Origin of the sequence: Flavobacterium sp. ACN2, from assembly GCF_002303885.1 — a bacterium.
Classification (GTDB): domain Bacteria; phylum Bacteroidota; class Bacteroidia; order Flavobacteriales; family Flavobacteriaceae; genus Flavobacterium.
The window spans coordinates 305,137-319,435 of sequence record NZ_MRCM01000002.1; the positions used below are offsets into that span (position 1 = coordinate 305,137).

Below are 14,299 nucleotides of genomic sequence, written 5' to 3' on the forward strand. Positions count from 1 at the left end.
ATCAGGTTAGAAGCACTGCAGTGTGTCTCTACGGTGCGTCTCTACAAAATGCACTTATATTCCTTATAGGGTTTAAATTTTATAAAGATGCTTTTCATAAAAAATTACCTTTAGCAAAACCACTCGCTAAAGGCAATTTTTCAAACAAAAAACAAAAAAACCTAATTTTTATTGATGCTGAATTGAGAAAGCGAAACGCTCTCAAAAACAGTTTGCAAATCAGCAATTAAATCCTCGATATCTTCAATTCCCACAGACAGACGAATCAAATCTTTAGAAACTCCTGTTTCTATTTGTTCTTCATCTGTTAATTGCTGGTGCGTAGTACTTGCCGGGTGAATAATCAGCGATTTTGTATCGCCAATATTGGCTAGCAGAGAGAATAATTTAGTATCATCAACCACTTTTTTAGCAGCATCAAAACCTCCTTTTAATCCGAAAGTGATAATACCGCTTTGTCCTTCTGGCAGATATTCTTTAGCCAAAGCATTATATTTACTCGATTTTAAACCTGGATAATTTACCCAAACCACCTCATCTTGTTTTTCTAACCATTCGGCTAGAGCCAAAGCATTCTCACTGTGTTTCTTAATTCGAATTGGAAGTGTTTCTAATCCCTGAATAATCTGAAAAGCATTAAAAGGGCTTAAAGCAGCACCAAAATCACGCAAACCTTCAATTCGAGCTTTTGCTATAAAAGCTGCATTTCCTAAGGCTTCATGATATACTAATCCGTGGTATCCTGCAGATGGTTCGGTAAATTCCGGAAATTTTCCGTTTGCCCAATCAAAGTTTCCAGCATCAATGATAACGCCTCCTAATGAAGTTCCGTTTCCTGCGATATATTTAGTTAAGGAATGAATAACAATATCGGCACCATATTTAATTGGATTCAATAAATAAGGTGTCGCAACTGTATTATCTACTATAAATGGCACTTTGAATGCTTTGGCTTCTGCCGAAATTGCTTTTAAGTCTAGTACATCTAATTTTGGATTTCCAAGAGACTCTACAAAGAAAGCTCTTGTATTTTCTTTTGCTGCTTTGGTAAAATTTTCAGGTTTTGAAGGATCTACAAATGTGGTAGTAATTCCTAATCTTGGCAAGGTAACTTTTAACAGATTGTAAGTTCCCCCGTATAAACTATTTGAAGCAACAATATGATCTCCCGCTTTTAAGAGTGTCAATAAAGTTGTTGAAATTGCAGATGCTCCAGAAGCAGTTACGACAGCTCCAATTCCGCCTTCAAGAGCTGCCAGACGTTGTTCTAAAATATCATTGGTCGGATTATTTAATCTAGTGTAGATAAATCCAGCTTCGGCAAGACCAAATAAATTGGCTGCATGATCTGCGTTATTAAATACATATGAAGATGTCTGGTAAATAGGCACGGCTCTTGTTCCTGAATTTTTAGTAACGTCGTGACCTGCATGTAATGCGTTTGTTGCAAATTTTTGTGTACTCATGATTTCTTAGTTTTTTAGGTATTTTTAATACGTTTATATATTGTTATATGTAATTGATATTGATATTGATATTGCAATTGAAATTGCTTTTTGAACTTGCTATTGAATCTAAAATTGATTTAAGCCAAAATATCTTCTCCCTCTTCTTCAAGATCATATAGATGAAAAAGTAATGATTTCTGCGTTTTTATCTGCTGTGCAGGATCATATTTTGGAGTTTCAGTTGATGCTTCTTCCGAATTATTATTTCTTAATAAGTATTGAAATGCGATAGTATTTATATCTAGTGTATTCATGATTTAAAATTTAAAATGTTGGAAATAAAAAAGCCCTTTCGGATGGCGACCAAAAGGGCTTATAGTTTAACTATAACAAAGATTGTCTCTTTCACTTTTGGCAACAGCAAATTGGGATGCACATTTGCATCATCTCACAACACATCATATTTCCTTTTGCTATTGTTTTCATTTTTATTTAAAATTTGAATTCGACTATTTTTTAAATTCGACTAATTCGATAGAGTAAATGTAATAAGTATTTTTTTAACGACCAAATTAAAATTGAAATTTTATACTATTTTTTTTAGAATCTCTTTCAAGCCTTTTAAATAAAGGCCTGAAAGAGCCTATTTTAATTAAAATTTAAAGCTTAAGCGGGCAAAACCAAATCTTCCGTTTAATCCGAATTGAGAAACTGCTCTTGAATAAGCAAACTGATTCGCATTTGTCAAATCTGTACTTGGCGCTGGCGACAAAGTTGGGGTTGTATTTGTAAAGGCCGGTGTTGCAGGATTATTTCTGTCTGGATAAACATCTCCTATATTATTAACTCCAATTGTAGCTCTAAAATGCTTGTTGATCTGATATCCTAAAGATAAATCTGTAACCAATTTTGCGCTATATTCCGGATGTTCGTACACAGAAGAAAATCCGTCTAAATTCACATCTGTTGCTCCTGGATCTGTAACTTTTCCGAAATAACTGTTTCTTAAATAAATATCTAGTTTTTTAATACTGAAAGTAGTCATCAGATTGGCTTTCAATTTCGGAATTGCTTCTTCTAAATACACTCGGCTTGATTCTGGGAAGAAAGAATAAATGTAAGGTTCTCCTCCTGCATTAACTATTGATTGCGGAATATGCAGATCTCCTACTCTTTTGGTTTCGTTGAAACTAAATGCAAAATCATTTTTAATGATAAAATCTTGAATTACATCGTATTTCTGAGAAATTACCAAATCAATTCCTTTTGTTTCAGAATCGATTCCGTTTGTCCAGAAAGAAGCTCTTTCTACACCTTTCAAATCAAATGCTTGTTGAAACAAAGTCAATGCCTCTGCTTGTTCTGGCGAAGTTGCAGCGCCAATTTGCGCATCTGTTGGTCTAGAATATTGTCCAGACAATACAATTCTGTCGTTGATTCTTGTAAAATAAGCATCAGTTGCAATGGTTATGTTAGCTTCAGGAATTTTGAATGTAAATCCTGTACTGATGCTTTTTGATTTTTCTGGTTTTAAACTTTCAATTCCAATACTTTTTGCTGCTTGCGAATCGTTTGTAAAATACCCCACTTGATATGGAGAACCATTGATAAACTGAGTAGAGCTTGACTCAAAATATCTTTGCTGCAAAGAAGGCGCTCTAAAACCCGTTTGTCCAGAAATTCTCCAATTGATATTATCATTTAATTTTAAAAGAGAAGCTAGTTTGAATGTAACTGTATTTCCAAAATCTGAATAGTTTTCATAACGCGCAGCTCCATTTATAAGCCATTTTTCAGTGGCATTCAATTCTAAATCAATATAAGCGGCACCACTTTTTCTGTCTTTTTCTTTAGCATCAGAAGGCTGAAATCCTGAAAATCCTTGCGCTCCTGCTCCACGTTTGTTTCCGAAGAAGTCAGTTACAATCAATGGCGAATTGCTTGGCAAGATTCCTGAAACTAAATTTCCGTTTACATCATACAATCCGTAAGAAGCTTCTTCTCCTGCTTTAATTTGGTAATTTTCATATCTAAATTCACCTCCAAAAGCAACGTTCAGCCCAGAAAGCACATCTAGTTTTTTGCTAAAGTCCAAATTGGTAGTGCTCTGTAAAAACGAAACTTTTCCGGCATCAAAACTAAAAGGAGAATTGGTTCCTAAAGTCGCGTTGATAGAATTATTCACATCATAGTTAAAAGAGTTTGTTCCTAAGTTGGTGCTTAAATCGGTATCAAACCCAAATAATTGTGTATTTACACCAACTGCTGCTGAAGCATCTAAAATCTTTGATTCAATTTCTGGCAAGAATCCGTTTTGATACACTTGCGTGAAAGTACCAGAACCATTTGGCAATCTATTGAACGCATACGATTTACCTCCTCTATAAGAAACCCCTCCAAAAGAATATAAAGAAGTGGTTTCGCTCAAAGGATATTTAGCATTAAAATACAATTGTCCTGCAGCCAATTCTGACTGCCCAACACTCATATTATAATCACTTCTCTGCTGGCCTCTGTAAGCCAATTCATTATTAGTTACGTCAAAATTTAAAGCCGTCTGCATTTGCGCAATTGTTGTTGCAGATGCAATAGCATTTTGTTGTGCTGTTGTAAAATAACCTACTTGCGGCGCATATTGTTTTAAAGAAGACAAAATCTGAGCCGAGTTTGCAGTCGTATTAATATTGCTAAACAAAGAGTTGATTTCTACTCCATTTTGCGCCGCTCTATTTTCAACGGCATTGTAAGCATTAAAAATTCCATTACTTCTTATTCCTGCTCTACTAGTTGCTTGTCTCGTCACCGCAGTTCCTGTAACATTTAAGAAACTTCCCGGTTTACCCAATGAAGTTCCGTAGTTTAAATCGATTTGGGCAGTTTGACCGTCTGCTCCTCCTTCAAAATTATTTGATCCCGAAGACAAATTGGCTCCATACTGAATTCCTCCTGTCAAATAATTAGCGTTTTTCTTTAGAACAATATTAATAACTCCCGCAATCGCATCAGAACCATATTGTGCGGCAGCTCCATCTCGTAAAACTTCTATTCTTTCTATGGCAAAAGACGGAATTGCATTTAAGTCTGTTCCTACAGATCCTCTTCCTGGCGATCCGTTTATGTTTACTAAAGCACTTGTATGCCTTCTTTTTCCGTTTACTAAAATTAAAACCTGATCGGGTCCTAATCCTCTTAATTGCGCAGGGTCAACGTGGTCTGTTGCATCTGCTGTAGATGTGGGGTTACTCGTAAACGACGGCGCAACATAATTTAAAATTTGAGTTACGCTCGTTTGCGGTGCTCCTTTTGTTATTTCTGATACGTTAAAAACATCAACCGGAACCGGCACATCTGTTTTAACTCTGTTTTTACTTCTTGATCCAATAATAGTAACTTCAGACAGTTCGTTGTTTTTTAAACTATCCTGCTCTTTTTTATTGTCCTGAGCATAAAGTCCTGAAAAAGTCACAAGACCTAAAACGATTAGTACATTTTTCTTCATTTCTTCTTTTACTGATTAATTATTGTTTTTGGCTTAAAAAAAATCTTACAGGTTTATTTTTGGCATAAAAAAAACCTCTGCGTTTCGGCAGAGGTTCTATTTATATTTTATTGAAAAATAATTACAATAGTGTCTCTGCGGATAACTCCGGCATCTTACAAGACATCATATTGCAAACTGTAAATTTCATTTGTTTCTTTTGTTTTAACGGGGCAAAGTTGCAAACTATTTTTTAATCGACCAAACAAAAAACAAATTATTTTCTATTACCCTATCAAAATAGTATGTTATTGTTAAATTTCTGCTAGAAAAAATAAAAAAAGTTGAACTTTAATTTGCAAATCAAAATGGTTTCATACCTTTGCACCCGAAACAGAGGAAAAATTTGAACTGATTGCAACCTCTTCATAATGAAATGATTTCGTTATGAATGCTGAAAGATTCATTTCAGTAGTAAAAAATGCTAAAGCAGGAACTCTCCTTTAGCCCTTTTTAGCAATTACTTTCCCTGCTTAAATTTTTAAAAACTAATATTTTATTATTACATTATTATGGCTTATTTATTTACGTCAGAATCTGTTAGTGAAGGGCATCCAGACAAAGTTGCAGATCAAATTTCGGATGCATTAATCGATAACTTTTTGGCATTTGATGCTGATTCTAAAGTAGCATGTGAAACTTTAGTTACTACAGGTCAGGTTATTTTAGCAGGTGAAGTAAAGTCGAATACTTATCTTGATGTTCAGCAAATCGCTCGCGAAGTAATCCGTAAAATTGGATATACTAAAAGTGAGTATATGTTTGAAGCGAATTCTTGTGGAATTCTTTCAGCTATTCATGAGCAATCTGCAGATATTAACCAAGGTGTTGACAGAGCTAAGCCAGAAGAGCAAGGTGCAGGTGACCAAGGAATGATGTTTGGTTACGCAACAAACGAAACTGAAAACTTCATGCCATTGGCATTAGATTTATCTCATAAATTATTACAAGAGTTAGCTATTTTAAGACGTGAAAACGCAGCAATCACGTATTTACGTCCAGATGCTAAATCTCAAGTAACTTTAGAATATAGCGACGATAACAAACCAACTCGTATTGATGCGATTGTAATTTCAACTCAACACGATGATTTTGATGAAGAAGCTACAATGTTGGCTAAAATCAAAAAAGACATTATCGAAATCTTGATTCCAAGAATTATCGCTAAAAACCCAGAGCACGCTCACTTATTTAACGATAAAATCAACTACCATATTAACCCAACAGGAAAATTCGTTATTGGAGGACCTCACGGAGATACTGGTTTAACAGGAAGAAAAATCATTGTTGATACTTACGGTGGAAAAGGTGCTCACGGTGGTGGTGCATTCTCTGGAAAAGATCCAAGTAAAGTAGATAGAAGTGCTGCTTATGCAACTCGTCATATCGCTAAAAACTTAGTTGCTGCTGGTGTTGCTGACGAAATCTTAGTTCAGGTTTCTTACGCAATTGGAGTTGCTGAGCCAATGGGTATTTTCATTGAAACTTACGGAACTTCTAAAGTAAACTTAACTAACGGTGAAATCGCTAAAAAAGTAGAAGCTATCTTCGATATGCGTCCTTACTTTATCGAGCAACGTTTAAAATTAAGAAACCCTATTTATAGCGAAACTGCTGCTTACGGACACATGGGACGTAAACCAGAAACGGTTACTAAAACTTTCTCTGCTCCAGGTGGAAATGAAAAAACGGTTACTGTTGAGTTGTTTACATGGGAAAAACTTGATTTTGTTGACCAAGTAAAAGCTGCATTCGGATTATAATTCAATCTGAATTTTAAATACTAAAAAAGGCTGTCTAAAAATTTTAGACAGCCTTTTTTGTTTTTCTTCTTCTTTAAAAATCAAACCTAATATGTTTAAAAAAACTGTTAGATTTATTACAAAACTTAATAAGTTCCGTTCTGCATTTTAGCTAATACCTCTTTTATTTCGCTTGCAATTTCTTCTTCAACAGTATCATTTAAATATTTCACAGCCAAAGTTTGAGTTGCAATAGCTTTATCTTTCTGTCCGTCTTTATAATACAATTGCGCCAGAGTATCTAAATAAAAAGGATTGTTTTTGTTTAATGTCAAACTGCACTCAGACCAATTTATAGCTTTCTTTATATACGCCTGCTCACCTGAATAAACAACGGCCCATGAAATTTCATTACACAAATTAGCAATGTCATTTTTGAAATCTTTCCAACCATAATAAAAGTATACCGAATTAGGATCAAAACCATTATCGTATATTTTATCTAAATTCTGAATAAGGTTTTGTTTGTTTACTAGATATTGATCGAAGTATTTTTCAAATTCTTTGATACGGTCACTATTATTATTTGTTTTTTCTGCCATGTCAGCCAGATAAACGAAATAATTTCTATAAAATTCAGAATCTCCTTTATCAAGCAACAGGATTTTATTGTAAGTTTCTTTAATTTTTTTTGGATCAGATTTGGCGTAGCTGCCATTTTCATTATAGGTAGAAGTTGCATTTTGTAATGCGTTTGAAATCTCCGCACTTATATTTCCTATTTTAATTAGAGCATCTTCCTTATTATTTAATGCTACGCGTTCTGCATCGATTGCATCGTAATGTTTTATTAGATAGTCTAGAGATTTAAAATCGACTTCGTCTAAAATTTTATCTTCTAAATACACTTGTTTTGTATACCCTACATTTTTTATTTCCTGAAAAATGGCCTCAACAAGTAACATATTCGGACTGGCATCTTTTTCATGCGCTTCTATTAATTTTTTCCAGACTTGTCGTGCTTTCTTTTTATCTAAATTGAATTTAATAAACTTAAAATCATCTTTGTTTCCGTATTCCTCAGTATATTCATAATCGTAGTTACCCAAAGCTCCCAATGCCGAAACATCATGAAATGCTTTTATTAATTCAGCATCTTTTGAGTTCTTATCATTTACTATTTGAGCAAAATTATTCTTTAATAAAGTTCTTTTCAGCTTACCATTAAAAGAGTCATAATACATAAACTTATCTATTTTATCCGGAGATAAATTTGAATTTGCCCATGCTAAAATAGTTCCGTTTTCGTCTAAAACTATTAACATCTGAGAATCTGTCATTTTATTCTTCTTCAGCCAGCTTTCATCTTCTTTCGAGGCTAAATAAAAATTGTAAAGATCGTATTGCGGCTCATAAGTACTCGATACATAACCTATATATTGTGCCTGTTTTTTAACTAAATTATCAAATTCAGCTTGTGCTTCTACATTCTTTGGATCAGTATATAATACTAGAAATTTATTCCCATCTGTTTTAGTTTGTCGTATGGCATCAGCCAAAGTTTTTTCAATTTTTAGTTTGAAATCTGTCCCTGGTAAACTATCCATTTCTTCAGGTGAGGCTACATCTCCATAATCGTCGGTTTCTTTTCCTGGATAAGTCCAGTTTAAAACTTCTTTCTTTTCTAAAGGCTGGATTATATAATTATTTGACTCCGCAACAGGTTCATCAGGATGAAAAATGGTGACAACATCTCTTGTTGAATTAATCAATAATTGATCTTTATTTTTATCATAATAACTCGAAAACTCTTTACTACCAGACGCAGCATAGTAAACGTTTATTTTTAATTCAGTAATTGCATTTGGTATTTCATATTTGAATATTTGTCTTGGTTCAAAGTCAAATCCTTCACTTATCAGATACAAGTATTGGGACCTCTTAATTTCAAAACTTTCATTAGCATCACCATCTGAGTTATATTCTATTAGTTTTGATATTTTTTGATACTGAACGGAATCTGTTCCGTCTTGTGTTCCCAAATAGAGACCGTAAAAACCATGGTCATTCTGAAAACTTAATTTTATTTTATCTGAAGCAATTGAGGTGTTTTTCAAGTACTGAACTTCAAAAAAAGAAACATCAGCATTCGAGTCTTTAAATAGTAAAGAGTCGCCCTTTACTTCGTAATCTCCATAAAATGTTACTAATTCGAACTTATTATTATCCAATAAATTAAATTTCATTCTTCGCCCTAAGTTATCAAGCGAATAATAAGATTTAGTTTTTAAAGTTTCTTGCTGGGCAAAAGAAGGAACATTTAAAAACAAAAAAAGCAACAAAAACGACAAAGAATTCTGCATAACTAAATTATTTAAAAAATACATACAATTCCTACAATAATAATAAATTAAAATATACTGTCAAATTATTTGTAGTTAAATTATTACAAATAAAAACCCTGATAATTCTATAATTATCAGGGTTTTTATTATGCTTTTTTTAAATGATTAATATGTCCCGTTCTGCATTTTAGCTAATACCTCTTTTATTTGGCTTACAGTTTCTTCTTCAACAGTATCATTTAAGTATTTCACCGCTAAAGTTTGAGTTGTAATAGCTTTATCTTTCTGTCCATCTTTATAATACAACTGCGCCAAAGTATCTAAATAATACGGATTGTTTTTAGAGATCACCAAACTATATTCAGACCATTTAATAGCATCTTTAATAAAGTTTGAATTTTGTGGCTTTAATACAACTGTCCATGCAGCATTGTTACAGATGTCTGAATGGTAAAGTTTGAATGAATTCCATCCATCATAAGAATAGCTTGAACTAGAATCTAATCCCGAAAAGATTGTATCTAATTTTTCAATCGGACTTGCTCCTGCCAAAGTATTATCAAAATAAGTGTTGAACTCTTTTAAATAAGTTGCGTTTGAACCGTCTTGATCTTCAAGCTGGCCTAAATAATAAAAATAGTTTCTGTACGAATCGAAATTCCCTTTTCCTGAAGCAATAATCTTTTTATAAATAGAATTGATCTTTTCTTTATTCATCTCTCCAGAAACTCCATCTTGAGCAAGATATAGGTTTTGCTGCAATGCATCTGAAACTTCAGAAACCACATTTCCAATCGTATGAAGTTCTCCTTGTTTGCTATTAAAATCTGCACGATTACGTTCAATATCTTCTGAGTGATTAAGCAAATAATCGATTGCTAAGAAATCGGTATCATTTAGAATTCTATCTGTACTAAAAAGCTGTTTTGTAAATCCTTGGTTTTTGATTTCTTTAATAATCGTTTCTACCAAATACATATTGGCAACTTTATCTTTTTGATGCGCTTCAATCAACTTTTTCCAAGTTTGAGCCACCTCTTTTTGGTTTAAAGCCGTTTTTGTAATTACAAATTCAGTCGAATTAGGATCGTTTACCGTATAATCTGAATCATAATCATAAGATGTTTCTAATAAGGCTGCCTTATTAAAAGCTGCAATTAAATCTGAGTCTGAAGCTTTTTTGTTCTTTAAAACTTTATCTACAGAAAGAAATGCATTTGCTCTCTGGAGTTTTCTATAGAAATCTCCATAATAACTAAATTGATATTGTTGCGTAGTTAAATCTGATTTTGCAACAGCTAGCAGATCACCACTTCCATTTAAAATAATTACACTTTGGTCGCTAGCAATTTTATTGTTTTTAAGCCATTTTTTGTCATCGGCTCCAGCCAAATAATAATTGTAAATATCATAAAGAGCATTATAAGAATCGTACATATTATATCCCGTCTGGGTTTCCTGCTCTTTTACAAAAGCATCAAAATTTTCTTTTGCAGTCTTATCCTTATTGTCAACTACAACAACCAAAAACTTGTTATTTGCCGTTTTTGTAGATTCTATTGCCTTTTTTAGATTGTTTTCAACTTTTAACTTAAAATCATATTTGGTATATGCTGGCGGAGGAATTGTAGCATCAACTGCGGCAGTATCAACTATTACAGCTACACTATCCACAGCTACTCCAGAACCAAAATCATCATTTATTAAAGTATTTTCTTTTCCTGGATAAGTCCAATTTTTTATGGTTTGATTTTCTATCGGAACAACTGTTGGAGCTTTAGCAGGTTTCTCTTCTTTTTCATTTATAAAAACCAAAGGATCTTTTCCGTATTGATCAGAAATTTTCAATTCTTTTGTTCTTTTATCAAAAGATCCAATAAGATTTAAATCGCTTAAAACTGCCATATCATAATTGATCGTCACTTCTGAAACATCTTTTGGCAATGCATATTTACTCACATCGCTTTTTCCGTCGTAATCTTCGTAAACCAAATAAAGGAAATCGGTTTTCTCTATTTCAAAATCTAAATCTGTTTTAAGATATTCAGGATCTACTTTCGTTTTTATATCAGAAAGTCTCTCGTATTGAACCGATTCTACACCTTTTTGGGTTCCAATGTAAAAAGAATAATACGATGGATTCAAGAATTTAATCTTAACTTTTTTTACCTTTTTATCTTTAGCAAAAGCAAGATCAAATCTATTTGTTTTATTTTCAGCACTTTTTAAAAAAACTAGCGAATCGCCTTTAATCTCGTAACCTCCCGAATAAAAAACCAATTCGTATTTATTATCGTCTAATAAATTTAGCTTAATCTTTCCTCCTTTATTTGTAGATAAATAAGTTCCTTTTTCGATGCCATTTGTTTGAGAGAAAGAGATAGAAATTCCAGCAAACAGGAGCGATACACTCCAAATAAAATTGCGCATGATTACGTTTTTTGTCGTTAATACTATATCGCAAAGATATTTGATTCTTCATTAAACAAATCACAAAAACCACAATATTAGCACCAAAAATACTACAAATTATATTTCATAGAAAATATGATATAACGCGGCTGAACTGTGTATTGAGAAACTCGAGTCGAGAACTGAGAAAAGCTGTCGTCGTTAAGATAAGTCGTGTTTAACAGGTTGGTTGCCGAAACTTTATATTCCCATTTGCTATTCTTTTTTTGATAAACCAAACTCGCGCTTAAGAAATCATATTCATTATCGACCGTTTTATCTCCATTATAATAATGATAGAATTCGTATTCCGAAACAAAAGAAAAACTATCCAAGAAATAATAATCTAATCTTGCAAATGGCTTGTCGGTGTAAAAAGTTGAACCACTGTATTTGTTAACCAAAAGATTATAACCAAATTCTATATTGGGAAGATTTTTATAATTTGTTGAAGCTTTGACGGTATAACTTTGACTGAAACTTTCTGTGGTTGACAATTGGTCATTTTGAATGTTATTGAATTTCGACCAATTAAAACTAGCATTAACAGAAGCTTTATAATTCTTTAAAAACGAACGCCCGTAATTTCCCATTCCTGTAAAAGTTTCATCGGCCAAATTGGAATTGTAAGGAACAGAAGACTGATTAATTCCGTCAAAATTGGCTTTTGTTTTAATCGCGTCCACTTTTCTGGTATAGGTGGCATTGGCAAAAATGTTCTCAAAATTGAACATATTATATTTAAAATATCGAAGCGAATGTACTTGCGAAGTCGCATTTTCTAAGAAACGATTTCCGCGAAACAAACTGCTGTAATCTGACAAAACATAACCCGAAGCCAATTGATTAATATCGGTAAAATCGTTTGTCAATGAGAAATTATAGGTAAGTGTTTCCGATTTTTTGATTTGATATAAGGCAAAGAAATCAGGAAGAACCTTTACGAAATTCTGAGAATAATCGGTTCCCAATTGCCCATTTGTCATTTGATACGTATGCACACTAACTCCAGGCGTTAATGTAAATTTCCCTGTTAGAATTTTATAATGAAAACCTAAAAAAGCGTCATTAAAACTGTAATCAACATCATTGTTATTTTCGGCATCATTCAAATCATTTTTATCCCCATTATCTAAAATTTGAAAAATATGAGAATTGAAATTCTGATACGAATATGTATTTCCTACCGTAATATTGATGTTACTTTTTGGCGTTATCATATAATAGTAATCCAATTTGGTATCCAATTTATTGGTTTTTACAAAACGATCTTGATTTAAGTCGTTTCGATTTTGTCCCGTAATATATCCTGATAAATCAAAAGGCTGTGTTCTTAAATTGGCATTGTAAAACGGATTTTCGTCTTGATATAAATGTTGCATTTCAAAAGCAAAAATATTTTTACTGCTTTGCGTATAATACAAACTCAGATTTTGATTGATAGAAGTTGGATCTTGTTTCTTTTGAGTTAAAATAGTTTCAACTGCCGAAACATTATCAACAACCGATTCACGAAGCAAGTCTGTATCTTCATTCTGTTTTGATAATTTGGTCAGGATATCATAATCAAACTGAAATTTATCATTTGGCTTGTAAGTCGAGCTCAGTTTAAAAAGTCCCAAATTATTCTTTTGATGCGTCAATTCATCCCGTTTCTGCTGATCTCCAGAATCTAAAATCGTGGTTTGAGATTTCGTTTCCAAATCTGTTTTTGAAGTTGAAAGAATTCCAAAACCGCTTATATTCCAAGCTTTATTTACAGAATAAGCAAAGTTTGTTGCGCCAAATTTGGTTTCGATTTCTTTAGCGCGATTATTTCGAAGCAATGAAATTCCTAGATCATTTGAAGAAACATTAAAACTGCTTCCCCCCTTTTTCATCATATTTTTAAATCCGCCCGTAAACTTAAAATAATCTTGTGCAGTAAGTGGTAATTCTCCAATATTATTAAAATTGGTGATTAAATTAATACTGTATTTTGGACTGTAATAGAATAACTTCGGATTAATAATATAGCGACTATCCAATTCTGCAACTCCAATTCCAGCAGTCACATCTCCAAACCAAAAATTCTTTTTTCCTTCTTTTAATTTGATATTCATTGCCACATTATCTTGATCGTTTTCTAGACCTTTAAGTGCGCTTACTTCATTGTAATTTCTTAAAACCTGAACCTTATCAATAGCATCGGCCGGAATATTTTTAACGCCTAATTTGGTATCTCCGTCAAAAAAATCTTTTCCTTCCACCATCAATTTACTGACTTTTTTTCCTTCAACTTCGATTTCACCATCGGCATTTACCTCAACTCCAGGCAATTTTTTTAGAACATCTTCGAGCTTTTTTTCTGTTCCCGATTTAAAAGAATCTGCATTGTAAACAATTGTATCGCCTTTTATAGAAACAGGCATTTCTCGAACAATTTCTACACCTTCCAATTCGATTCCTGCACCATCCATTACAATATTTTGAGTCATGTTTTCAGCCTTTGTAACTACAACAATTTCCTTAGATTTCATTCCCAAATAACTTAATTTAATAGTGTAAGCTGTATTCGGTTTTAAAGTAAGCTGGAACTTTCCTTTATCATTGGTGATTCCGTATGAATCCATTGCTTTGGTGCCATTGTTAATCGCCATGATATTGGCCATTTCCAACGGATTTTTCTGTTCGTCTTGAATCAAACCATCAAAACGGATACTTTGAGCAAAAGAAAAAGAAGTAAAAAGTAAGGCAAATAAAAAAAGTGTCTTATTCATGATAAGAATATTGGAA

7 protein-coding genes are annotated in these 14,299 nt (G+C 32.8%); 1 reads left to right on the forward strand and 6 read right to left on the reverse strand.

The genetic code is table 11. The annotated features are described in order from the left end of the window. Window positions 1–161: 161 nt before the first annotated feature. The 3 genes from BSF41_RS03225 to BSF41_RS03230 form a co-directional block, all read right to left on the reverse strand. Window positions 162–1,466, reverse strand: a complete 1,305-nt coding sequence (locus BSF41_RS03225; RefSeq protein WP_095928077.1) for an O-acetylhomoserine aminocarboxypropyltransferase/cysteine synthase family protein — start codon at window positions 1,464–1,466, stop codon at window positions 162–164. Between the two features lie 119 nt (window positions 1,467–1,585). After that, window positions 1,586–1,762, reverse strand: a complete 177-nt coding sequence (locus BSF41_RS23680) for a hypothetical protein (protein WP_172426841.1) — start codon at window positions 1,760–1,762, stop codon at window positions 1,586–1,588. A gap of 338 nt (window positions 1,763–2,100) precedes the next feature. Further along, window positions 2,101–4,947, reverse strand: coding sequence for a TonB-dependent siderophore receptor (locus BSF41_RS03230; protein ID WP_095928078.1), 2,847 nt, complete (start codon window positions 4,945–4,947; stop codon window positions 2,101–2,103). Window positions 4,948–5,498: 551 nt separating this feature from the next. Here BSF41_RS03230 and metK point away from each other — a divergent pair. Beyond that, window positions 5,499–6,749, forward strand: coding sequence for a methionine adenosyltransferase (gene metK, locus BSF41_RS03235; RefSeq protein WP_095928079.1), 1,251 nt, complete (start codon window positions 5,499–5,501; stop codon window positions 6,747–6,749). A gap of 125 nt (window positions 6,750–6,874) precedes the next feature. Here the strand turns inward: metK and BSF41_RS03240 are convergent, their stop codons facing one another. The 3 genes from BSF41_RS03240 to BSF41_RS03250 all read right to left on the reverse strand — a co-directional run bounded on the left by BSF41_RS03240 (window position 6,875) and on the right by BSF41_RS03250 (window position 14,283). Beyond that, window positions 6,875–9,091, reverse strand: a complete 2,217-nt coding sequence (locus BSF41_RS03240) for a hypothetical protein (protein ID WP_141248112.1) — start codon at window positions 9,089–9,091, stop codon at window positions 6,875–6,877. A gap of 147 nt (window positions 9,092–9,238) precedes the next feature. After that, window positions 9,239–11,503, reverse strand: coding sequence for a hypothetical protein (locus tag BSF41_RS03245; RefSeq protein WP_095928081.1), 2,265 nt, complete (start codon window positions 11,501–11,503; stop codon window positions 9,239–9,241). Window positions 11,504–11,595: 92 nt separating this feature from the next. Then, window positions 11,596–14,283 carry a carboxypeptidase-like regulatory domain-containing protein gene (locus BSF41_RS03250; protein WP_095928082.1) on the reverse strand — a complete coding sequence of 896 codons (2,688 nt, stop codon included), beginning with the start codon at window positions 14,281–14,283 and terminating at the stop codon, window positions 11,596–11,598. Window positions 14,284–14,299 lie beyond the last annotated feature (16 nt).